The sequence below is a fragment of the Sulfurisphaera javensis genome (genome assembly GCF_041154675.1).
Lineage (GTDB): Archaea > Thermoproteota > Thermoprotei_A > Sulfolobales > Sulfolobaceae > Sulfurisphaera > Sulfurisphaera javensis.
The window spans coordinates 567168-588971 of sequence record NZ_AP031322.1; the positions used below are offsets into that span (position 1 = coordinate 567168).

The 21804-nt window shown below is 31.2% G+C and carries 24 protein-coding genes; 20 read left to right on the plus strand and 4 right to left on the minus strand.

The features are described 5' to 3' along the window. Positions 1–3: 3 nt before the first annotated feature. A complete protein-coding gene (locus ACAM25_RS03060; protein WP_369610870.1) occupies positions 4–870 on the minus strand; it encodes a ThiF family adenylyltransferase in 867 nt (288 codons plus the stop codon). Between the two features lie 68 nt (positions 871–938). Here ACAM25_RS03060 and ACAM25_RS03065 point away from each other — a divergent pair, with 68 nt between their 5' ends. Genes ACAM25_RS03065 through ACAM25_RS03110 form a run of 10 tightly spaced genes read left to right on the plus strand, consistent with a single transcriptional unit; the run spans position 939 to position 10283 of the window. Further along, on the plus strand, positions 939–1760 hold the full coding sequence (locus tag ACAM25_RS03065; protein ID WP_369610871.1) for a transketolase: 822 nt from the start codon (positions 939–941) through the stop codon (positions 1758–1760). Continuing rightward, the gene (locus ACAM25_RS03070) at positions 1729–2670 is read left to right on the plus strand and encodes a transketolase family protein (protein ID WP_369610872.1); all 942 of its coding nucleotides are present in this window, start codon (positions 1729–1731) and stop codon (positions 2668–2670) included. Before ACAM25_RS03065 ends, ACAM25_RS03070 begins: the two co-directional genes overlap by 32 nt. Further along, positions 2671–3696, plus strand: coding sequence for a chorismate mutase (locus ACAM25_RS03075; protein WP_369610873.1), 1026 nt, complete (start codon positions 2671–2673; stop codon positions 3694–3696). It begins immediately after the preceding gene. A 1-nt stretch (position 3697) separates the two neighbouring features. Continuing rightward, a complete protein-coding gene (gene aroF / locus ACAM25_RS03080) occupies positions 3698–4690 on the plus strand; it encodes a 3-deoxy-7-phosphoheptulonate synthase (RefSeq protein WP_369610874.1) in 993 nt (330 codons plus the stop codon). Further along, positions 4687–5745: a 3-dehydroquinate synthase gene (aroB, locus tag ACAM25_RS03085; protein ID WP_369610875.1), complete on the plus strand. Its 1059-nt coding sequence runs from the start codon at positions 4687–4689 to the stop codon at positions 5743–5745. The genes aroF and aroB overlap by 4 nt, the downstream gene beginning before the upstream one ends. Continuing rightward, positions 5733–6515 carry a shikimate dehydrogenase gene (locus tag ACAM25_RS03090; RefSeq protein WP_369610876.1) on the plus strand — a complete coding sequence of 261 codons (783 nt, stop codon included), beginning with the start codon at positions 5733–5735 and terminating at the stop codon, positions 6513–6515. The genes aroB and ACAM25_RS03090 overlap by 13 nt, the downstream gene beginning before the upstream one ends. After that, positions 6493–7665, plus strand: a complete 1173-nt coding sequence (gene aroC, locus ACAM25_RS03095) for a chorismate synthase (protein WP_369610877.1) — start codon at positions 6493–6495, stop codon at positions 7663–7665. The genes ACAM25_RS03090 and aroC overlap by 23 nt, the downstream gene beginning before the upstream one ends. Continuing rightward, positions 7638–8423, plus strand: coding sequence for a shikimate kinase (locus tag ACAM25_RS03100; RefSeq protein WP_369610878.1), 786 nt, complete (start codon positions 7638–7640; stop codon positions 8421–8423). Before aroC ends, ACAM25_RS03100 begins: the two co-directional genes overlap by 28 nt. Next, on the plus strand, positions 8407–9636 hold the full coding sequence (gene aroA / locus ACAM25_RS03105) for a 3-phosphoshikimate 1-carboxyvinyltransferase (protein WP_369610879.1): 1230 nt from the start codon (positions 8407–8409) through the stop codon (positions 9634–9636). Before ACAM25_RS03100 ends, aroA begins: the two co-directional genes overlap by 17 nt. After that, a complete protein-coding gene (locus tag ACAM25_RS03110) occupies positions 9633–10283 on the plus strand; it encodes a type I 3-dehydroquinate dehydratase (protein ID WP_369610880.1) in 651 nt (216 codons plus the stop codon). Before aroA ends, ACAM25_RS03110 begins: the two co-directional genes overlap by 4 nt. Here ACAM25_RS03110 and ACAM25_RS03115 read toward each other — a convergent pair. Beyond that, on the minus strand, positions 10235–10537 hold the full coding sequence (locus tag ACAM25_RS03115; protein ID WP_369610881.1) for a Rieske (2Fe-2S) protein: 303 nt from the start codon (positions 10535–10537) through the stop codon (positions 10235–10237). The two genes, ACAM25_RS03110 and ACAM25_RS03115, sit on opposite strands and share 49 nt — an antisense overlap. 161 nt (positions 10538–10698) lie before the next feature. Here ACAM25_RS03115 and ACAM25_RS03120 point away from each other — a divergent pair, with 161 nt between their 5' ends. Genes ACAM25_RS03120 through ACAM25_RS03135 form a run of 4 tightly spaced genes read left to right on the plus strand, consistent with a single transcriptional unit; the run spans position 10699 to position 13681 of the window. Further along, positions 10699–10986, plus strand: coding sequence for a hypothetical protein (locus tag ACAM25_RS03120; RefSeq protein ID WP_369610882.1), 288 nt, complete (start codon positions 10699–10701; stop codon positions 10984–10986). A 3-nt stretch (positions 10987–10989) separates the two neighbouring features. Beyond that, the gene (locus ACAM25_RS03125) at positions 10990–12639 is read left to right on the plus strand and encodes a helicase C-terminal domain-containing protein (RefSeq protein WP_369610883.1); all 1650 of its coding nucleotides are present in this window, start codon (positions 10990–10992) and stop codon (positions 12637–12639) included. After that, positions 12636–13430 (plus strand): thioredoxin family protein, encoded by a 795-nt coding sequence (locus ACAM25_RS03130; RefSeq protein ID WP_369610884.1) that lies wholly within the window; start codon positions 12636–12638, stop codon positions 13428–13430. The genes ACAM25_RS03125 and ACAM25_RS03130 overlap by 4 nt, the downstream gene beginning before the upstream one ends. A gap of 23 nt (positions 13431–13453) precedes the next feature. Continuing rightward, entirely contained in the window at positions 13454–13681 is a 228-nt protein-coding gene (locus ACAM25_RS03135; protein WP_369610885.1) for a sulfurtransferase TusA family protein, read from the plus strand. 2 nt (positions 13682–13683) lie between these two features. Here the strand turns inward: ACAM25_RS03135 and ACAM25_RS03140 are convergent, their stop codons facing one another. Further along, the gene (locus ACAM25_RS03140) at positions 13684–15342 is read right to left on the minus strand and encodes a hypothetical protein (RefSeq protein ID WP_369610886.1); all 1659 of its coding nucleotides are present in this window, start codon (positions 15340–15342) and stop codon (positions 13684–13686) included. 310 nt (positions 15343–15652) lie between these two features. On the opposite strand from ACAM25_RS03140, the gene ACAM25_RS03145 reads away from it, so the two are divergent. The 5 genes from ACAM25_RS03145 to ACAM25_RS03165 all read left to right on the plus strand — a co-directional run bounded on the left by ACAM25_RS03145 (position 15653) and on the right by ACAM25_RS03165 (position 20673). After that, on the plus strand, positions 15653–16288 hold the full coding sequence (locus tag ACAM25_RS03145; protein WP_369610887.1) for a superoxide dismutase: 636 nt from the start codon (positions 15653–15655) through the stop codon (positions 16286–16288). 29 nt (positions 16289–16317) lie between these two features. Then, positions 16318–17391 (plus strand): sugar phosphate nucleotidyltransferase, encoded by a 1074-nt coding sequence (locus ACAM25_RS03150; protein WP_369610888.1) that lies wholly within the window; start codon positions 16318–16320, stop codon positions 17389–17391. A 66-nt stretch (positions 17392–17457) separates the two neighbouring features. After that, positions 17458–18048, plus strand: coding sequence for a hypothetical protein (locus ACAM25_RS03155; RefSeq protein WP_369610889.1), 591 nt, complete (start codon positions 17458–17460; stop codon positions 18046–18048). Positions 18049–18088: 40 nt separating this feature from the next. Then, positions 18089–19972, plus strand: a complete 1884-nt coding sequence (locus ACAM25_RS03160) for a thioredoxin domain-containing protein (RefSeq protein ID WP_369610890.1) — start codon at positions 18089–18091, stop codon at positions 19970–19972. Continuing rightward, positions 19969–20673, plus strand: coding sequence for an SDR family NAD(P)-dependent oxidoreductase (locus ACAM25_RS03165; protein ID WP_369610891.1), 705 nt, complete (start codon positions 19969–19971; stop codon positions 20671–20673). Before ACAM25_RS03160 ends, ACAM25_RS03165 begins: the two co-directional genes overlap by 4 nt. Here the strand turns inward: ACAM25_RS03165 and ACAM25_RS03170 are convergent. Continuing rightward, on the minus strand, positions 20660–21094 hold the full coding sequence (locus ACAM25_RS03170) for a hypothetical protein (RefSeq protein WP_369610892.1): 435 nt from the start codon (positions 21092–21094) through the stop codon (positions 20660–20662). The genes ACAM25_RS03165 and ACAM25_RS03170 overlap by 14 nt on opposite strands. A 158-nt stretch (positions 21095–21252) precedes the next feature. Here ACAM25_RS03170 and ACAM25_RS03175 point away from each other — a divergent pair, with 158 nt between their 5' ends. Further along, a complete protein-coding gene (locus ACAM25_RS03175; protein ID WP_369610893.1) occupies positions 21253–21795 on the plus strand; it encodes a hypothetical protein in 543 nt (180 codons plus the stop codon). The last annotated feature ends 9 nt before the right edge of the window (positions 21796–21804 follow it).

A 21804-nucleotide genomic window follows, 5' to 3' on the forward strand; every position in this document is an offset into this window, starting at 1 on the left:
GAATTATCTAGATACTTTCTTAAAACATTTTCCATTACTATAACAGATTATTAATTCGTTATTACGCTTTTCAATACTAAATTCATTTTTTAGAATTTTATTATCAATCCTAATTATTCCACAATTAGGTTTTTGTTCTTTTCCATGCAAGAATTTAAATTCATGCAAGCTACAAGCCTGACATTTCTCATTTCTTTCAATGTTAATCTTATCAAATCTCATATTCTTGACGTCGATGTAGTAGAGATAATTATCCTCAATTCCTCTAATATGATTTAACATTAACTGAACTTGAATGCTTGCTGTAATTGTTACAACAGTGTCCAAAGTTCCTATTGTTTCACAAACGTTTTCTTCGTCTCCTTCATAATTTAAGAAACATGAGAGGCATGCATTCTTCTTCGGTAAAATAAGTTTTACTGATGAGTACTCACTCATAACTCCTCCGTATATTAATGGGATTGAGTGTTTAACGCATGCATCATTAAGGAGTAGCCTAAAATATAAGTTATCTAATGCATCGAAAACGTAATCACTACCTTCTATTAGACTTTCTACATTATTCTCGTCTATAATGTCGGTAATAGTATCAACTTCTATTTCATTATTAATTTCTTTAGCCCTTTCTTTACATACTATAGCTTTTGGTTTTCCTATATCTTTTTCTGTAAAAAGATGAGTTCTATGTAAATTGCTTAGTTCTACTATATCAGCATCAATTACTCTTATATGTCCTACTCCTAATCTAGCTAATAATTCAGTTAACGTAGAACCTAAAGCTCCACAACCAACAACAGTTACTTTCAAATCTTTTAGTTTTCGTTGTGTTTCAATACCTAATACTAATAACTGCCTTGAATATCTTTCCATATGATATTCTTCAAAAAAGCTTATAATTAAGAATTGTTTATTATCCGCGGGGGCTTGGTTTTGCACCAATGGAAGGAGGGAGACGTGATGGAATTCCAATATCAATAGAAGAATTAAATAAATTAAAGAGCATAGCTGAAAAGGCAAGAAGAAACGTTGTAAAGATGTTATTTTATGATCAAACAATACATGTGGGTTCTTCGCTTAGCAGTATAGAGATATTAACTACTCTATTATTTAGATATGTAAGAGAAGGAAAAGATCCGATAAATAGAGACTGGTTAATTCTAAGTAAAGGTCATGCAGCACCAGCGTTATATGCAATTCTAGTAGAAAAAGGATATATAAATGAAGATGAATTATGGAAAATTCAAGATATATCTGGATTATTACAAGGTCATCCGGAAATTCATATACCAGGAATTGATATGTCAACTGGAAGCCTTGGACAAGGATTAAGTTTTGGTGTTGGTGTTGCTCAAGGCATTAAAATGAGAGGTGGCAGTGGTAGAGTTTTCGTTATAATGGGTGATGGAGAGCAAGATGAAGGTGAGATATGGGAAGCTATGACACATGCTGTGACAAGAAAACTTGATAATTTAATTGCATTTATTGAAATGAACGGTTTTCAGTTAGACGCTGCAACATCAGAGGTAAAGCCTAAAGACTTCTTACCAGATGTTTGGAGAGCTGTCGGTTGGAAAACATTAAGTTGTGATGGACATGATTTCATAAGTTTGATTAACACAATTGAGGAAGCATTAAAGGCAAAGGCGCCAGTGGTTATATTTGCAAAAACAAGGAGAGGAATGGGCTTTAAGCCAATTGAAAATACTGAAAAACAGAGGGCGAGTCCAGATGATGCAAAGAAGTACCTTACCAATGCGTGATACATTCGGAAGACTTTTAGCTGATCTTGGAGAGAAGAATAAGGATATTATTGTAATAACTGCTGATGTTGGGAATTCAACTAGAGCTATGTATTTTAGAGAAAGATTTCCAGATAGATACTTTAATGTTGGTATATCAGAACAAGATATGGTTAATTTCGCTGCTGGTTTGTCAGTAACTGGATATAAACCAATTGTAGTTGGCTTTGCAATGTTCGTAATGAGAGCATGGGAACAAATTAGAAATTCTATAGCTAGAATGAATCTTGATGTAAAAATAATGGTTACTCATGCCGGATATAGTGATAGTGGAGATGGCTCTAGTCATCAGTCTTTAGAAGATATAGCATTAATGCGAGTTTTACCGAATATGAAAGTGATAATTCCAGCTGATTCAGCTGATGTTAAAAGATCCTTACCAGTTGTTGTTAATGAGTTAAGAGGCCCATTATATTACAGAATGGGACGAGATTATACACCAGTTATTACTGAAGGATTAGATTATGATTTTAAGCTAGGAAAAGCTTACGTTCTAAAGGATGGTGACGATTTAGCTATAATGGGTGCCGGAGTAGTATTAGCTGATGCATTAAAAGCTGCTGAAGAGTTAGAAAAAATGGGCATAAGTACTGCTGTCATTAATTTAATGAGTATTAAACCTATTGATGAGGATTTAATTGAGTATTATGCAAGGAAGACTGGAAGGATAATAACTATCGAAGAGCATTCGATATATGGCGGTATAGGCTCTGCCGTCGCAGAAGTTTTAGTTAAAAAGTATCCAGTTCCAATGAGATTTATTGGCGCTACAACATTTGGTAGATCTGCAAGGAGTGAGAGAGATTTACTTGATTACTATGGTATCAACTATAAATCAATTATTAATGCAGCAATGGAATTAGTGAAGTGAATGAGCTCTGAGATTGAGGAGCTCAGAAAAGAGATAGAAAATATAGACAAGCAACTTATAGAGCTTCTATCTAAAAGGCTTAAGATAGCTGCAAAAATTGGAGAGATCAAGAGCAAGGTTGGTAGGGACATCACTGATGAGAAGAGAGAGCAAAAAGTACGAGAATATTGGTATACTTATGCCAGGAATACAGGGATTCCAGATTCTTTAGTCGATAATATTTTACCTATTTTGTTTTCTTATTCTAAAATGGTTCAAATTAATCCCGGTAAAAAGAAGAACATTACAATTATTGGATATGGCGGGATGGCTAGATCACTTGCTTCCTTGTTTTCTCTAGTAGGGCATAACGTTGTCATAACTGGAAGGAATAAAGAAAAAGCTGAAAGATTAGCTTCTGAATTTAGATTTGTTTATATGGATTTAGACTCGGCCTTAAATTGGGGAGAATATATAATTTTAGCTCTTTCTCCTTCCTCTATGGATTACATTATTAAAATTTCACCTAAATTTTCAAATAAAGTTGTTATGGACATTTTTTCTTCAAAAAATGAAGTTTTTAGTCAATTAGAAAAATTATCTGAAATTTACTCTTTTAATTATATTTCTACTCATCCATTATTTGGTCCTCTTCTATATCCAGTAGGAGAGAGAATAGTTCTCATTCCTTCTAAATCAACTAAAAACTTAGAAGAAATAATAACATTTTGGAGAGAATGTGGGCTTAATACAACTGTATCAAGTGTAGAAGAACATGAAAAGGCTATGGCTATAGTTCAAGTTTTAGCTCATTTTTATATTTTGGGACTAGATAGAAGTGTTGAGATACTAAAGAAGGAGTTTAAGATAGAGAACTTGTCAGATTTTTTTACAACTAATTTTAGGGAAATAAATAAGATAATAGAAAAAGTAAACAACATTCTTCCAGTTATATTAGAGATACAAAAATCTAACCCCTATGCTTATAAAGTTAGAGAGATAGGAGTAAACGAGTTACAAAAAATAAGGAAAGAATTGGGTGAATAAAATGTTATTCATTTTGAAAGAAAAAGCAGACTACTCTACTTTAAAAGAAAAACTTCAAAATTCTTCTGCTTCGTATAAGTTTTTAGACTTATATGGAAAGAAAGTAGTAGTAGCGTGGCCAGACGAATATGTTTTGAATATTACAGATCCAAGTATAGAGATATCTGTAAAACCTAAGAAACCTTATCAGTTGGTAAGTAATGAGTGGAAAAAAGACCCTACTAAAGTTAAAGTAAAGGATGTTGAAATTGGAGATAATAAAGTAATAGTGGCTGCCGGTCCATGTGCAGTTGAAGATGAAGAACAAGTAATAACTGTTGCAAAAGCTGTAAAAAGAGCTGGTGCATCTATTTTAAGAGGAGGAGCTTATAAACCTAGAACTAGTCCTTATTCTTTCCAAGGACTAGGAGAAAAAGGTCTTCAGATTTTGAAAAGAGCTTCAGAAGAAACAGGTTTGCCTGTTGTCTCAGAAATAATGGACACTAGAGATACTGAAATATTTAAGAAGTACGTAGATATGATGCAAATTGGAGCTAGGAATGCCCAAAATTTTGATCTATTGAAAGAAGTAGGAAAAGCTGGACTACCAGTATTATTAAAGAGAGGAATGGCTAATACTGTTGAAGAATGGCTACTTACCGCAGAATACATTTTATTGGAAGGAAATGGAAACGTAGTTTTGTGTGAAAGGGGAATAAGGACTTTTGAGAAGGCAACTAGATTCACAATAGATATAGGTGGAATGGTTGCGGCTAAACTACAAACTCATTTGCCAATATGTGCTGATCCTAGTCACCCTGCAGGGAAAAGAGAGTTAGTTCACTCCTTAGCTTTAGCTGCTGTAGCTGCTGGTGCTGATATGCTATTAATTGAAGTCCATCCTCATCCAGAAAAAGCTTTAAGTGATTCAGAACAGCAATTAACTCCCGAATCTTTTGAAGTATTAATGAATAGAATTAAAGCTTTGGCTAATGCAATAGGTAGAACAGCATGAGGATAATAAATGAGAGTCTTTGTGATTCAAACATTTCAGTAATAATTGGAAAGGATGCTTTAGCAGAATTAGAGGAACTAAAGGACAAAAAGGTGGCCCTTTTTTATTCACAGAAGATTGATCCCTCTAAAGTGAAGAGTCATCTCAAAAACTTTATCGAAGTCCCTATTATTGATGGAGAGGAAGCAAAAGATATTCATTATGCATTAAAGCTTGCAAAGATTCTTTTTGAGAACGGATTTGATAGAGGAGATTATGTCATTGCATTAGGAGGAGGAACAGTAACTGATGTTGTTGGTTTTGTCGCATCTATCTATATGAGAGGGATAAATCTGATTAACATTCCTACTACTTTGTTAGGTATGGTCGATGCTTCTATTGGAGGTAAAACTGGAGTGAATTTTGAAAACGTAAAAAACGTCTTAGGTACTTTTTATCAACCATCAATGATAATTTCAGATCTTTTATTTCTAGATACTTTACCTTTTGAAGAAATAAAGAAAGGATTGGCAGAAGTAATAAAATATGGTTTAGTTCTAGATAAAGAGTTATATGATTTTTTAGCTATGAATAAAGAAAAAATCTTCTCTAAAGATGAAGAAGCATTAGAAGAAATAATATATAAATCAACTTTAGATAAACTTTCAGTTGTAAAGGCTGACGAGAGAGAGACTAAAGGTATTAGGATAGTCTTAAACTTTGGTCATACAATAGGCCATGCTATAGAGGCTGGGAGTAACTTTTCAGTTCCTCATGGTTACGCAATATCTGTCGGAATGGTCTGTGAAGCTAAAATGGCTGAAGAAGTTGGCTATGCTGAGGAAGGAGTAGTCGAAGATGTAACCTGGATTCTTTCACAATATGAATTACCATTAACAGTTGATGCATTAAATGCTAAAATCGATTTAGAAAAAGCTATGTCCGCAATTACTAAGGATAAAAAAGTTAGAGGAGGTATAGTTATGATGCCTTTTCCAACAAGAATAGGAGATTGGAAAAAAGTTGATGTCCCTATTGAAACTTTAAAGGGGTTTGCTGAACAATGCTTGAGATAAATTATAATACTAAACTTTTAGGTGTCGTTGGAGAAAACATACCTTACACTCTTTCCCCTGCAATACATAATTTCTCTTTTCAAAGCTTAGGTATAAATGCTGTATATTTGGCTTTTGATATAAAAAAGAAAGACTTTGATCAAATATTTCGTGGCTTAGTAAAGATTACTTATGGGTTAAATGTAACAATTCCTTATAAAGAGGACGCTATGAAATATGTAGAACAAACTGACATCATAAAAAGAATTGGAGCTTTAAATACAATTTTTGAGGGGAAGGGTTATAACACTGACTATTTAGCAATTAAGAGTTTAGTTAGTGAAAGGGTAGATAGCTTTAATACTTGTACAATTTTTGGAGCTGGCGGAGCTTCAAGGGCTGCTATATTTGCATTAGCTGATTTAGGTTGTTCAATCAGTATAATAAATAGAACTAAGGAGAAGGCTGAGAAATTAGCAAATGAGCTAGAGGAAAAAGGGATTAAAATAAAAATTAACTCTTATTGTAATGCTGACATTATCGTAAATTCTACTCCTAACTCTGATTTTGTACCAGATGAGTGTATTAATGGTAAGTTAGTTATAGATTTTGTTTATAAACCAGTTGTTACGTCATTAATAAAGAAAGCTCAAAGTAAAGGAATAAAGACTATAAACGGGCTAGAAATTTTAGTAAGACAGGCTATGGAGGCCGAAAAAATTTGGTTTGGGAAATCATTAGAAGATGAAGAAGTGGTGAAATACTTATATGCCAGGAAACTCGTTTGGTGAGCTATTTCGAATAACAACCTTTGGAGAAAGTCATGGCCCTATGGTAGGTGTAGTTATAGATGGAGTACCTGCTGGGTTACCTTTAAAGAAAGAAGATATTGAATTTGAATTATCTTTTAGAAGACCAGGAAGACAATTTGTTACAGGAAGAAGAGAGAAGGATGAGCCAGAAATAGTAAGTGGGATATATAACGGAAGAACTACTGGTGCACCAATTACAATTTTAGTTAAAAATACAGATATTATTTCCTCCTTATATGAGGAAGTACATTATAAACCTAGACCTGGCCATGCCGATTTACCATATATAATGAAGTACGGATTCGAAAACTGGGATTATAGAGGAGGTGGTAGAGCTAGTGCTAGAGAAACAGTTGGTAGGGTTGCAGCATCAGCAATTGCAAAGAAATTGTTAATGATTACAGACACATGGATAGCTGGCCATTTAAAAAGTCTAGGTTATGTAGAGTTAAACGAACCAGTCACTTTTGAGGAAGTATTATGTTCAAAATATAGTCCAGTTAGGGCTAGCAAAAAATGGCTTGAACAAAAGTATGAGGAGTTAATTAAACAAGCAACTGTGGACGGAGATAGTTGGGGAGGCATTGCAGAAATAATTGTTAAAAATACACCAGTGGGTTTAGGTGAGCCTGTTTTTGATAAATTAAAAGCCGATTTAGCTAAGGCTATTTTATCAATACCAGCTGTAACTGGGTTTGAATATGGTTTAGGTTTTTCTGCTGCTAAGATGAGGGGAAGTGAAGCAAATGATGAGATAATAAAGAAAGGAGATAGATATGGTTGGAGGTTTAATTATTCTGGTGGAATATTAGGTGGTTTATCTAATGGAGAAGATATCATAGTTAGGTGTGCTTTTAAACCTACAAGTTCAATAAGAAAGCCTCAAAAAACTGTTGATTTAAGAACTGGTGAGGAAACTACAATATCTGTTATAGGTAGACATGATCCTGCTGTTGCTATAAGAGGGGTTTCAGTTGCTGAAGCTATGGTATCTTTAGTTATTGTAGATCATGCTATGAGAGCTGGTTATATTCCTACGGTTAGATTAAATGAGGATCAAATAAAAATAATAGAGGATAGATGGAATAAGTATATTAGCTCATGCAAACCTACGCAGGAGTCTCAGTAGTAAACGCTTTACCTAGTTGGTATGGTTCATCAATGGCTGTAGACTTGAAAGTAAATGTTAGTATAAAAGAAACAAACAATTGTGAAAAGAAATATAATATTTTAATCGATACAATACTAGATTTTTTCAGAGAAAAGTTTAATATTCCTTGTCTTGATGTTCAGATTTCATCTGAAATACCAGAGAAAAGCGGGTTAAAAAGTAGTAGTGCAGTCTCTACGGCTCTAATAGGTGAAATAGCAAAAAAATACGGGTTAGAAATAGACGTTCCTAAATATTCAGCAATATTATCTTTAAAGGCTGGTGTCTCTTATACTGGAGCTTTAGATGATGCGTCTTCTGCCTATTTTGGCGGTGTAGCTTTTACGTACAATAAAGAGTTTAAGATTTTAGATATAATGCAACCGCCAGAGATCTCTATACTTATACTTCCTAGAGGGAATAGAAATATTAACATAAATCTACAGTATCTTCAGAAATATAGATTAGTATTTGAAGAGATATTTAGAATAGCTAGAAAAGATATAATACAAGGTATGAAGTTAAATGGGTTATTAATTGCATCAATTTTAGGTTACGAAACAAACGAAATAGAAATAGCGTTAAAGAAAGGTGCTTTAGCTTCTGGCATATCTGGTAATGGTCCCTCAGTTTTTGCCGTAACTAAAATTGGTGAAGAAGGCCCAATTATAGATTCTTTTTCTCGTTTTGGAAATATAATCTTAACGAGGCCTATTGATTATGTTAGCAGAAATTAAACCATCGAAAATACAAGGAAAAATAAAAGCTCCTCAATCTAAGAGTTTCGGAATTAGACTTGTTCTATATTCTCTAATCAAGGAAAGTAAATTAGAAAACTTAATTCCTTCGGATGATGTAAATGTTGCAATAAATGTTGTTAAACAATTTGGTGTTTCTGTAAATGGCAATCACTTTAAACTTGAAGGTAAATTAAAAGTTCCTAGTTATTTGTACTTTGGTGGATCTGCAACTACATTAAGAATGACTATACCAATAATATCTGTACTAGGTGGTGAGACAGTAATAGATGGGGACGATAGTCTTAGGAAAAGACCATTAACAGCTATAATTAAAGCCCTTCAAGGAAGTGTGAATTTCTCTTCTCAAAATCTTCCGACTAGAATCTCTGGTAAACTCAAGGAAAACTATGTAAGAATAGACGGAAGTGAAAGCAGTCAATATATTTCTGGTTTTATTTACGCTTTTTCTATGATCGGAGGAGGAGAAATAGAAATAATTCCACCAATTTCCTCGAAAAGCTACATTTATCTAACAAGTGAATTGATAAATAGTTTAGGTGGAAATGTAAAGATAAAAGGAAATAGAATATATATAGAGAAAGGTGATTTCAAACCTTATATAGGTAAAGTTCCAGGGGATTACGCTTTAGCCTCATTCTATGCCTCTTCGGCTATAGTTTCAGGTGGAGAAATTGCAATAGAAGATGTATATGAAATCCCACATTTTGAAGGTGATCATTCTATTGTTGATTTTTATGTCCAGATGGGTGCAGAATCTTATGTAAAGGATAAGGTATGGTATGTTAAGGGTGGTAAGGAACTCAGAGGTATTAAAGTTAACGTTGATGATTTTCCAGATTTAGCTCCTTCTATTGCATCATTAGCACCATTTACTAATTCTCCAACTATTATAGAGGGAGTAAGAAGATTGAAAACAAAAGAAAGCAATAGAATATTAACAATTTCTGATGCTTTATCGAGGTTTGGTGTTTCTGTATATTCTGACGATGAAAAAATAATTATTGAACCTGTTAAAGAAATAAGGAATGCGTCAATTGTATGTCCAAATGATCATAGAATTGCTATGATGGCAACAGTTTTAGCTTTTAAAGTTGGTGGAAAAATTGATAAAGCCGAATGTGTAAATAAAAGCAATCCTAACTTCTGGAAAGATTTAATTTCTCTAGGCGGTAAAATTATATTAACATGACTTTAATTGTTGCGTCTTTGCCTATAAGAAGTGAAGAAGATCTTAAAAAAATTCCTAGTTTTTATGATGCTGACTTAATTGAATTGCGTCTTGATTATTCTTCTTCTCTTCCTTCAATAGATAAAATAGAGAAGTTTAAGGAAAAAGTATTAGTTACGATTAGAGATACAAGAGAAGGAGGAATTAATTTTATAGATCCAAAAATTAAGGCTGACTATCTCCAAGAGTTGTATAAAAGAGGAATACTGTATGATGTTGAAGCTAGATTTGCGAAAGAATATAATATACCAACAGATGGTAAAATTGTATCAATTCATTACTTTGACAGAGTTCCATCATATGATGAGGTCATAGAAATTCTGAGAGATTTCGTTAATAAGTCATGGATATTAAAAGTAGCTGTAGTGGGTAAAGATGGTTATAAAGAACTTTTAGCTAAATTACTAAGTCTAGGAAATGTTGCAGTATTGCCAATGGGTACCAATCCATTAGAAAGGGTTGCTTTTTCAATTTTAGGTTCTAAGCTTATTTATGGGCATACTGGTGAAGAAACAGCTAAAGGTCAATTACATTATAAGGAGTTTAAGAAAATCTTAGATTATTTAACTTCAATTTCTATCTCGTCTCCTTCTATTTTAATGGGGTAAAGAATTAGCGGATTTTTTGTAGCCCCCTTTAGTGCTTTTCCATCTTTTAAAGAAAAGTGTGTAAAGTGACACTGACATATTAATTCCTCTCTTATAACTACACCAACTTTTGACAAATCACAGCCTAGATGAGGACATCTATTATTCACTGCATAGAATTTATCTCCGCCTAGATATATTATTAGAATCTCTTTGCCATTGATAATAATTTTCTTTTTCTCTCCGACTTTGAAATCAGATTTTTTAAGTCTCACAAGTTATGAATATAGTTTAAATCCTTTAACCCTAATTCTCTAAATTGTAGTAATATCCCTTGTTAGTTACTAAGTATTTATAATATTTCTTCAACTTTCATATGCAAAGTATTTATAATGTCAAAATCATATAGTATAATTAGTAAATGAGGTGAAAATAGTTGAGTATAAATGAAGAGAGACTGCTAAATAAGATTGACTACAGAATAATTGAAGTAAAGAATATATCACCATCGGCTGAGGTAAGAGCTATAGTAATAACTGAGAAACAGCCATCATCAGAAATTGTAAACGATATGTCAAGCTTAGTAAAAGTAGAACTAGTTATGCCATTCCTTTCAACTGTTAAAGTAAAAGCAAAAGCAAAGGATCTTATAACACTTGCTGAAAAGGATTATGTAAAATACATAATGTTAGAAGAAGTTTTAGCTAAGCTTGAAGAATTCTAAGAAGTGGAATTAAGAGAATGGCAGAAACAGTTAAAGGATAAGGTTATTGAGGCAGTTAAACAAGGTTTTTTAGTTGCGTTAAACTCCCCGACGGGGAGTGGTAAAACTCTTTTTTCTCTTCTTGTAGGTTTAGAGGTTAAGGGAAAAATTCTATATGTTGTAAGAACTCACAATGAATATTATCCAGTTTATAGAGATTTAAAGAAGATAAATTCTTCTCTAAAGTTCTCATTTATAGTAGGAAAACCTACAGCTTGCCCTTTTGCTATAAAAGATGTTGATTCGGAAGATATAAATTGTAAATATTGTGAAATAAAAAATGCTATAGAAGTAATTATAGATAAGTCACCTTTTGAAAAGTTAAATGAGCTAAAAAGAAAGGCTATTGAAGAAGGCTTTTGTCCATATTATTCATTATTTGAAACTTCTAAGGATGCAGATGTAATAACAATAACTTATCCATATTTTTTTATTGAAAAATATAGAAATACATTAGAAATAGAATTAAATGATTATTTTATAATAATAGATGAGGCACATAACATAGATAAAGTTAGTGAAATAGAAGAGCGAATGTTAAGTGATTTTACATTGAATATGGCTATAAGGCAAGTGAAAAGTGAAGAAGTTAGGAAAATACTCTCAAGAGTGAGAGAAGAGCTTAAGAACTTAACTTACCCTGACGAGAAATATATTAAGCTTAATAAAGTTCCTTCATTATCAGAGGAAGAATTATCGATTCTTGTTGATGAGTATGAAGAATTAAGAAAAGAAGCAATAAAAAATAAAGTAATCTCAAGAATATATTTAGGTTCTGTTATACGATTTTATGCAACTTACTCAACTGGTTCATTTATTCCTTTTTCTTTCTCTAATCGAATAGTTTTAAAGACATTAGATTTAACTCAATATTATAATCTGTTAAATGACGAGAGTTTATCAATTCTATTAATGTCTGGGACTCTACCTCCTAAAGATTATCTAGAAAAAGTTCTTGGTATAACAAGAAAAATATATTATATAGAAGTTGAAAAGATAATTCGAAAGAAAGTTACTGGTAATTATACTTGTGCAATTGCACTTGATGTGACTTCAAAATATGATTTTAGAAGTGAAATAATGTGGAAAAAATATGCATCTTATTTGCTTAAGATATATTATCAGGCAAGAAAGCATATTTTAGCAGTATTTCCTTCTTATCAAATAATGCAAAATGTAATGAATAATATTAATGTTAATAAAATCTTAGAAACCGAAGAAACTAAAATAGATGAGATAATTAATATAATAGGACAAAATCGTGATAAGAAATATATAATAGGAGGTGTAGGGAGAGGTAAGATTACAGAAGGAATAGAATTAACTGAAGATGGAAGAAGTTTAATCTCTGATGTTGTGTTAGTTGGAATTCCTTATCCACCGGAAGATGATTACATGAAAATGCTTTCTATGAGAATAGCGGAAAAGTTAGGTGGGAAAGATAAGGAATATTTGATAATGATCCCAGCTTTAATAACTGTGAAACAGGCTATTGGGAGAGCTATAAGGAATGTGAATGATAATGCCAAAATTTGGTTACTAGATAAGAGATATGATTCTTTATGGTGGAAGAAAAACCTAAATTGTTTTAACTCAATTAAAGTAAGGCTATGAAGGTAGAAATATTTACTCACAGAAATTGTATAGAATGCAATTTTCTAATCGAGTACTTGGAAAAAAATGGTTTATTAAGTAAAGTTACTATAATAGATACAGAACTTTATCCGTTTCTAGCATTTGAAAGAGGTGTAATTTCTACCCCTTCAATTTTTGTTAATGGAAAACTAGTATTCGCTGGTCTTGTTGACTACGATGAGTTAACAAAAATATTAAGTGGGGAAAGTGTTAGTGTTAATGTTAACAAGGATGAGCTACTTGATAAGTTAATGTTAGGAATCATTAACTCGTTTGCTGCAACAGCTTGGTTATATGTAAATAAAGATTTTGATGCTTTAATGGCACAGAAAGATTTTGTAACAGCAGTTACTGGATTGGCTTTAGTTAATGAAAAAGAATCTGAAGAATTATACAATTATCTTCGTAACGTCATAATAAAAGAAGGAGAAACATATTTTGAGAAATGGAAAGATAAAATGAAAAGGGTTATCTCATCAAACTTCATAAGGGAATTATATTGGCTCTATGAGAAGAAATTAGAGAAGAGCGAAGTTCTATCTAAGTATCCTTTAGAAGTTTTTGCCCATTGGTTAATGGTTAGAGGCGGTGCTGTAGGAAGAGTAGGTTTAAGGATTCATCCATTAAGTGAGAAAGAGGTTATTATGAGGATAAGTGAAGTTTATATGTATTTATTCGATAATTATGATAATTTATGGGATAAAGTTATTAAAGAACAAGAAGAAATTAAAAAAATAAATAAAGAGCAAGTTAGATTCTTAAGTTTTTAAATCCTCAATACAATGTATATGATATGTCCCAGCAATATAAACTCGACCTTAGAGGTAAGTCTTGTGAAGAATATATCTTAGAGATATCAAAGATCTTAGTTTCAATGAAACCCGGAGATGTATTAACAGTGATAGCTGATCAAGATAGAATAATATGTACGCATCAACTTCTAAGGAATTCTCCAAGATATTTATTTAAAGGTGATATAGTAGGAGATCATGCAGAAATTCTTATAAGAAGATTAAGGTAGAATTATTCTTTTGAGTTTATTTTTAAAAGAATCTTATTTCCTTCAACTTTAGCGTTAAAACCTTTCTTATTTAATAAAGCTATAATAAAATTAACATACTTATCATTTATTCCAACTTCATCTAAGTTAACTTCACCTGTTTCTAGTATTTGAGGTAATAAAGTTTCTACTAGTTCACTCAATTGTGTCAAAGTATCTTTATTGTTTGCTAATTCTATTGCCTCTTTTATTTCTGAAATAGAGTTATAAAGCCTTGATATTTTTTCACAATAAGGCATGTCTGGTGTTTGAAGTGTTTGAATCTCAATATTTATTAAATTTGTAAGATTATCTATTTCTGGCAAGTTATAAATAGAGGAAAGCGCTTTCAAACTATTGTTTAGTGCACTTAAATCTACTAAAAATATATTGTTAATTTTTTCTAGTATTTTTGTGGCATTATTTAATTTGCTTACAGTGAATTGTTGTAATGATAAATCAGCTAATGATTTCTTTAATTCGTAATCTTCTTCATTACCAAATACACTGACTACTTCTAAAGCTTTACTTGTACATGAATTTAATTTTTTATCGATTAAGGAAACATCTATACCATTTAGTTTAGAACTTATAAAGTTCATATTTATTATAGTTATCTTATCTTGCATGATACCTAGATCTTTGCTTAAATTCTCTATCATATTATTTATAATATTAGTAGCTAAAATTAAATTAGATTCTATTGTTTGTTTTAATTGCCTATAAAAATTCACAATTTCTTCTATTTTTATTTCCTCTTTAGGATATTCTAATTCAGTTAAGTTAACTCCTATTTTCTTTAGTTCTAAAGTAAAGTCATTATATTCTCTTATTAAATCAAATAATACGTTATTTATTTCTATAGTTAATATTCTTTTTGAGTTATTAAGCTCATCGTTTATTTCATTTAAACACTTTAGGTTATTACATTCATTTAACTTGTTTTGAAGTGAAGATAAGGAAGTTTGTGTAGTATCTAATAGTTTTATTATATCACTTCTCTCCTTTCCTATATCACTTTTTATAGAATATAAAGCAGTAGTGATATTTTTTATTTCTTCAGTTATTTTATTTTTCAATGCAAAAAAAGCTTCCTTATTTTCTTTTATATTTTTTGTAGTATTTATAACTTTATCAATTACGTTAATAACAGCACTTAGAATGATGCCATAATATATAGTAGATATTCCGAAGGTTGTTGAAAGATAATAGGCAGAAATTGCTAATGGGAAGACTCCTATAATACTATAAAAATGCTTATTATATGAATAGATTATTGATGCTATAAGCAAAAATATTAATGGTACTATCAAATTATGAATATTATAATTAAATAATAGATATATAAAAGGAAGGAATGATAATATACCATCAATATAGTTTTCATTAAATGAAATTCCAGAAAAGTAGAATATGAAAGAATACGTTGGATTAAAATACTGTAAAATTAAGCTGCTAGCTGATATTAATCCTCTTGAATTTTTCCTTACAGCTAAATGAATTATCGGAACTATTAATAAGAAAACTATTATTATCAAAATTTTTTCTATTAAAGTTGTTGAAATAGAAACATTCCCCGATAGTAGTGATTGAAACACACTAAGGTTTTCAATTATAATTGAGCCACCTATTAATAGTGGCATTAAAATCTCTCCAACAAGAAAAGAAATAGCCAATACCAAACCGAACATTATATAGGAGAAATTCAAATTAGTGAGATGTAGACTTAAATAGAAAGTGAGCAATCCATTAATAATCATAATTATAACTTTTTTAACAAGTTCGTTAACATTGTTGATAAGGAAGCTCATCTTAAGTTAATTAATAGAGTAGAAGATAAATAAGTTTTATTTGATGTTAATAGAGTAATATAATCTTTTTCACAATTGTAAAATTTATCGTTTAGTAGTTATTCTAAATAAGATATTTAACCTACTACCACAAATCTCTATTATGGCAATTCAAATACAGTTTAAAAAGTACGAACTACCTCCACTTCCCTATAAAGTAGATGCGTTAGAACCATACATAAGCAAAGATATAATTGATGTACATTATAACGGACATCATAAAGGGTATGTAAATGGAGCCAATTCTTTTTTGGATAGATTAGAGAAAATTATTAAAGGAGAAGTAAGTACAGGGCAGTATGATATTCAAGGTATATTAAGAGGATTAGTGTTTAATATTAATGGCCACAAGCTTCATGCTTTATATTGGCAAAATATGGCGCCTAATGGGAAAGGTGGAGGAAAACCTGGTGGAGTATTGGCTGATTTAATTAACAAGCAATATGGTAGCTTTGATAGATTTAAACAGTTATTCACAGAAGCTGCAAACAGTTTACCAGGTACTGGATGGACTGTGTTATATTATGATACAGAGTCTGGCAACTTAGAAATAATGACTTTTGAAAATCATTTCCAGAACCATATAGCAGAACTACCAATAATACTAATATTAGATGAGTTCGAGCATGCCTATTATTTGCAGTATAAAAATAAGAGAGCAGATTATGTAAACGCTTGGTGGAATGTCGTAAATTGGGATGAGGCAGATAAAAAGTTACAGAAATATCTGAACAAGTAATTTTTTTATCCTCTCTTCAAATATTTTTTATGGTTTCCGCAATAGTGTTAGCTGGTGGATATGCCACTAGGTTAAGGCCATTAAGTTTAACGAAGCCTAAAGCTCTTTTACCCATACTCGGTAAACCATTGTTAGATTACATTTTAGATTCGTTAGAAATGTCCGGAGTTGATCAAACTTATCTTTCTTTACGTGTTATGGCAGACAAAATACTTTCTCATATAGAAGGAGAAAACAGAAAAGTAATCCCGATAATAGAGAAAGAGAGACTTGGAGATGCGGGTCCATTAAAATATATCTCACACAAATATGAGTTATCAGATGACGTTCTTGTAATATACGGTGATATATACCATGAAATAGATATCAAATCTTTACTAACTTTTCATGAAAAACAAGGTTGTGATGCTACTATTGTAGGTAAGCCTGTAGAAGATCCTAGAAGGTATGGTGTCCTAATTACTGAAGGAGAGAGATTAGTACAAATCATAGAGAAACCAAAAAATCCCGTTTCCAATTTGATTAATGCAGGCGTATATATTTTTAAGAGGAAATTATTTGAAAACATAAATGGTCAAAGTATAGCTAAAGATTTCTTACCTAGATTATTAAGTGATAAAACATGCGTTGCTGTTTATAAATATGATGGTCTATGGATGGATATAGGAGTTCCTTCTGATTACATGAAAATTAATCTTGAATTGTTGTCACTAAAGTATCCAAAGGGGTTTATAGCAGAAAATGCCAAGATAAGTGAGAAAGCGGACTTAATACCTCCATTTTATATAGGAAATAATGTGAATATAAGTGGTGATTCTTATATTTTTAACAGTATTATAGGGAAAAATTCTATTATAAAAAACGGGGTTTATATAGAACAAAGCATATTAATGGATGATGTCAAGATAGATAATTATAGTTATATCAAGGATAGTATTTTATCTGATAAAAATAACTTAGGAAAATGGGTAAGGATAGACTCAGCTATTCTAGGAGATGAAGTAATAGTATATGATGGTATCTTCATAAATAAAGATACTATAATACTTCCTTACAAAGAGGTTAACGAATCAGTTTACGATAAAGGGAAAATAATACTCTGATTCTACTCTCCTCTTTATATACTCTACACTATTCGGATGAGAATTCACTTATTTTTATTCCTAATAGTGATATTTTCTTTAGTAACTAACTCATACACATTAAAGTTAATTATTAATGGGCCAGTAACTGTAATATTTAGTAACAGTACAACTACTTTTCTAATTACAAATAGTACTATAGTAAATTTTAATAATAGCGTTAAGATTACAGTGTTTTCTTCAAATCCTAGCTATTATATTGTTGTTAATGGAAGTAAATATTATAATGAATTTACAGAAAATATAAATAAATCAGAAATCTTAGAAATCAAAGCCTTACCAGAGTTCATAAAAATTCAAATTAATCTAAACGGTACAGGGAATTTAAGAATATCATTAAATAATGGTTCTTTTCTAGTCATAAATAAATCCACATCATTTTTTGTTTTAAATAACTCGATCGTTTACATAAATTCAGTAAAAACTATAGATATTAATGGAATTAAGACGAATTTTTATGTTTTTGTAGTAAGCTCAAATGAAACATTAAATATTTCATTTGTGAAGGAAAATAACTCTGCTATGAGCCCAAAAATTTCTTCACAAGGATTTCTAGGTATAGGTCTAGGATTAATAGGTTTATCTTTGTATATCTTTTTTAGAAGAAGACAACAATAATGCAAATAAATTTATTCTTATATTCAATTAAAGTATGTTAATGAATAGACTAAAAAACAGTAAAAGTGCTTTTCTTCTTCAATCTGCTGATAGCCCTATTGATTGGTTTCCTTGGTGTGAAGAAGCTTTTGAAAAAGCTAGAAAAGAAGATAAGCCAGTTTTAGTTGATGTTGGAGCTTCTTGGTGTCATTGGTGTCATGTTATGGATGAAGAAACTTATAATGACCAGGAAGTAGTAAAAATAATTAATGAGAATTTCATAGCTATAAAAGTAGATAGAGATGAGCTTCCAGATTTAGATAGAGAGTTGCAAAATACTGTTAGCGCAATTACTGGAGAATCTGGATGGCCTTTAACAGTCTTTATGACTCCCGATAAGAAAGTTTTCTTTGGTGGAACGTATTTTCCACCAGAAGATAGATATGGTAGAATAGGGTTTAAGAGACTGTTATTAGAAATTTTAAGATTATGGAGGGAAGACAGAAAGAAAATTTTAGATGTAGCTAATGCTTCTTCATCCTTAAAGATCACATTTAATACTTTATCTCCAGAATGGGAATTAATAGAAAATTCCATTTCAAGCATAGTTTCCGTATATGATTTTGATAATGGTGGTCTTCAAGGCCAAATGAAGTTTCCACATCCCACTGTAGATGAGTTCCTTCTTGCTTATTCTTATTTTACAAAAAGTGATACAGAGAGAAAATTAGCTCTCTTTACTTTAAAGAAGATGTATTATGGAGGAATTTTTGATCAAGTTGGGGGTGGATTTCATAGATATACAGTAGATGACGAATGGTACGTTCCACATTTTGAAAAATTGCTTATTGATAATGCTGAACTTTTACTGGATTATATTCAAGCGTACCAATTTACTCAAGATCTTGAGCTATTTGATGCAATTAATCAAATTTATAATTTCCTATTGAGGGACATGAAAATTGAAGGAGGTTTTGCAAATAGTTTGGATGCTGATTCTGAGGGAATAGAAGGATACTATTACACGTGGAAAGATGATGAGTTTGCTGAAGCATTAAAGGGAGAGGATATTGAATATTGGTCGAAGTTCTTTAACTTAAGAATTGCAAAAGAGGTTGAAGGGAGGAAGGTTTTAAAAAGGACTATAGACTCTAGAGATTTATTAAAAGTTTACTCTTTCGACAAATTAAACGAGATTAGAACTAAGCTTCTAGAGTATAGAGAGAAGATGAGAAAGAAACCTTTCAGAGATGAGAATTTGTATACTTATCCTAACACAAGAATTGCTGAGGCCTTACTAAATCTTTATCCAATAATAGGTAAAGGGTTAAATGAGGCATTAGAAATTGTAGATAAACTAAGCAAAGTTGTTACAAGAAGACTAGATGGGGGAAAAGAAGGATTATTAGAAGATTATTCATCTGCAACTTTAGCTTTAATCTCTGCTTATGAAGTTACTGGAAACGATAAATACAAAGATTTAGCAGTTTCAATTTCACAAAACTTGAAAAACATAGAAGGATATCCAATAGATTCACCTAATGAATCCCCAGAATCTTTAAGATTAAAAAGTCTCCTTAAAATCTCTCTATTAACTGAGGAGAAAATTAATGTTAATATTTATGAGGGCTCTCCCGCATTTACTTCTGGTATACTCTATAACGTTATGTCTTTCATGAAAGGATTAGCTCATATTGTTGTTGTTAATGAAAATGATGGAAAAGCTAAAGATTTACACAATACGGCCTTAACAACCTTCTATCCGTTGAAGATAGTAGAAATAATGGATGAATCTAAAAAAGATTATGTTCCTTCATATATGCGTTCAATGATAAATTATAACAAAGGAACTAGTAGAGCTTTTGTGTGCGTTGGTAATAAATGTAGTATGCCTTTAACTTCCCCAGAGAAATTAAGATTATACTTAAGTGGTGGGGTAATGTGAGGTTAAAGGGTAAACGTATTCTTATAGTAGGTGTAAGTAAAGGATTAGGATATGCTTTAGCATATTTTCTACTAAAGGAGGGTGCTAGTGTTATTATAAACTCTAGAAATGAAGATAAATTAAAGGAAATAAAGAAGAGTCTAGAGAGTATAGGAGAGATAAACTATGTTGTTGGAGATGTCTCGACTCTAGATGGGGCTAAAGAAGTTGTTAATAAGTCTGGTGATTTTACTGACTTAGTTGTTACAGTTGGTGGTTATGTTGAAGATACAGTTACCGAGTTGTCTGGTTTAGAAGAGATGATAAGGAATCATATAAAAATTCCCTTATATGTTGTGAATGCTTCATTAAACAAATTAAAAGAAGGTTCTACAATAGTTTTAGTTTCTTCTATGGCTGGAATATACAAAGCTGATCCTTCTCAGTTGTCTTATGGGATAGCTAAAGCCGGGTTAGCTAAAGAAGTTGAGATCTTAGCTTCAGAGTTGTTAAGTAAAGGAATAAGAGTTGTAGGAATAGCTCCAAGCACAATAAGTGGTGAATTTGTTCCTAATAGAGATTGGAGGAAATTAAGGAAATTAGGTCAATCTGATGCTCCACCAGAGGATTTTGCAAGGGTTATAGTTTGGCTCTTGACTGATGAGGCAGAATGGGTTAATGGAATTGTTATTCCAGTTGATGGAGGGGCTAGGTTAAAATAATAATCGTAGATTTTCCTATATAACCAACTTGGTTATCTACTTTTTTAATTTCTATTTCGAACCTTCCATGTATAAACGGTATATATATTTTTTCTCCTTCGTATACTGGTTGTTGATAGAGAATTTTCTTTATATAATCATCTAGACCATCTATTTTAAGAGGCGTCTCAACTATTATCTCTCTAGACTCTTCTATCTTCTGTGGCTCTACTTCAGCTTCCTCTTCGTTATTTATGAAGAGTCTACTTATTCCAATCTCATCATCTTTTATTTTATTACTAACCACTACTTTAAGAATAAGTTCCTTATTTTTAGTTACTACCCTTACATAATTACCTAAGTAGTCAGCGTTTTTCTTAGATAATACAGCATATCTTTTTCCTTTATATGGTGAGGGAGGCGATACTATCTTTAATTTCATTAATAAAATATTAGAATTCAAAGTTTTAAATCCAAATAATATTAACGTTGAACAAGACATAATAGCTGATGAGTGAAGTTAGTTTTCACTTTAAATGTAATCAAGATTCTATACTCTTCAATTGCAATTATAAACTCTATAGTATGGAGTATTCTGTGATGCAAAATAATGTTATCATTAGACTTAATTCTCCAAAGTCTAGAGTAAGTTTTGAGAGAGGGAAATTTTTCGATATGCATAATTTGTTAGTCAAGAAAGGAATAGAAGGGGAAGAATTAGTTAAACCTATAATAAAGGAGTTTTCTGATATTATGAAAGAGGGAATAGTTCAGTTTTCTTATCAGAATAATGTTCCTATAGGACTTTTACTTAGATTTTTACAAGATTTGGATAAAATCTATTTAGATCCTAGAAAATTCCTAGATTTTGAAGTAAATAGCATATTAATTGATGTAAATAAAGAGTTTCAGAAAGATAAGCCAGGTTTTACTACTAATAGGAAAATAACTATTGAATTAGGTTCCAAAAAAGGTTGTGCCAAAGTTATACTACCAGAAGAAGGAAACGTGTCTCATTTATTCTCTCTAGATTGTTCAGAGTGGAGTGAAGACTTTTCACGGTATAGGGATATACTCTATTCAATTCACCCAACAATAACTGAAATCTCTGAACTCGTTGAGTTCATGAAAAAGGTTATTTAAGTATTTTTA

Coding starts and splice junctions, on each gene's coding strand:
- ACAM25_RS03060 (WP_369610870.1), bottom strand. CDS start 870: ATGGAAAGATATTCAAGGCAGTTATTAGTATTAGGTATTGAAACACAA.
- ACAM25_RS03065 (WP_369610871.1), top strand. CDS start 939: ATGGAAGGAGGGAGACGTGATGGAATTCCAATATCAATAGAAGAATTA.
- ACAM25_RS03070 (WP_369610872.1), top strand. CDS start 1,729: ATGATGCAAAGAAGTACCTTACCAATGCGTGATACATTCGGAAGACTT.
- ACAM25_RS03075 (WP_369610873.1), top strand. CDS start 2,671: ATGAGCTCTGAGATTGAGGAGCTCAGAAAAGAGATAGAAAATATAGAC.
- aroF (WP_369610874.1), top strand. CDS start 3,698: ATGTTATTCATTTTGAAAGAAAAAGCAGACTACTCTACTTTAAAAGAA.
- aroB (WP_369610875.1), top strand. CDS start 4,687: ATGAGGATAATAAATGAGAGTCTTTGTGATTCAAACATTTCAGTAATA.
- ACAM25_RS03090 (WP_369610876.1), top strand. CDS start 5,733: ATGCTTGAGATAAATTATAATACTAAACTTTTAGGTGTCGTTGGAGAA.
- aroC (WP_369610877.1), top strand. CDS start 6,493: ATGCCAGGAAACTCGTTTGGTGAGCTATTTCGAATAACAACCTTTGGA.
- ACAM25_RS03100 (WP_369610878.1), top strand. CDS start 7,638: ATGCAAACCTACGCAGGAGTCTCAGTAGTAAACGCTTTACCTAGTTGG.
- aroA (WP_369610879.1), top strand. CDS start 8,407: ATGTTAGCAGAAATTAAACCATCGAAAATACAAGGAAAAATAAAAGCT.
- ACAM25_RS03110 (WP_369610880.1), top strand. CDS start 9,633: ATGACTTTAATTGTTGCGTCTTTGCCTATAAGAAGTGAAGAAGATCTT.
- ACAM25_RS03130 (WP_369610884.1), top strand. CDS start 12,636: ATGAAGGTAGAAATATTTACTCACAGAAATTGTATAGAATGCAATTTT.
- ACAM25_RS03135 (WP_369610885.1), top strand. CDS start 13,454: ATGTCCCAGCAATATAAACTCGACCTTAGAGGTAAGTCTTGTGAAGAA.
- ACAM25_RS03140 (WP_369610886.1), bottom strand. CDS start 15,342: ATGCCACTATTAATAGGTGGCTCAATTATAATTGAAAACCTTAGTGTG.
- ACAM25_RS03145 (WP_369610887.1), top strand. CDS start 15,653: ATGGCAATTCAAATACAGTTTAAAAAGTACGAACTACCTCCACTTCCC.
- ACAM25_RS03150 (WP_369610888.1), top strand. CDS start 16,318: ATGGTTTCCGCAATAGTGTTAGCTGGTGGATATGCCACTAGGTTAAGG.
- ACAM25_RS03160 (WP_369610890.1), top strand. CDS start 18,089: ATGAATAGACTAAAAAACAGTAAAAGTGCTTTTCTTCTTCAATCTGCT.
- ACAM25_RS03170 (WP_369610892.1), bottom strand. CDS start 21,094: ATGAAATTAAAGATAGTATCGCCTCCCTCACCATATAAAGGAAAAAGA.
- ACAM25_RS03175 (WP_369610893.1), top strand. CDS start 21,253: ATGCAAAATAATGTTATCATTAGACTTAATTCTCCAAAGTCTAGAGTA.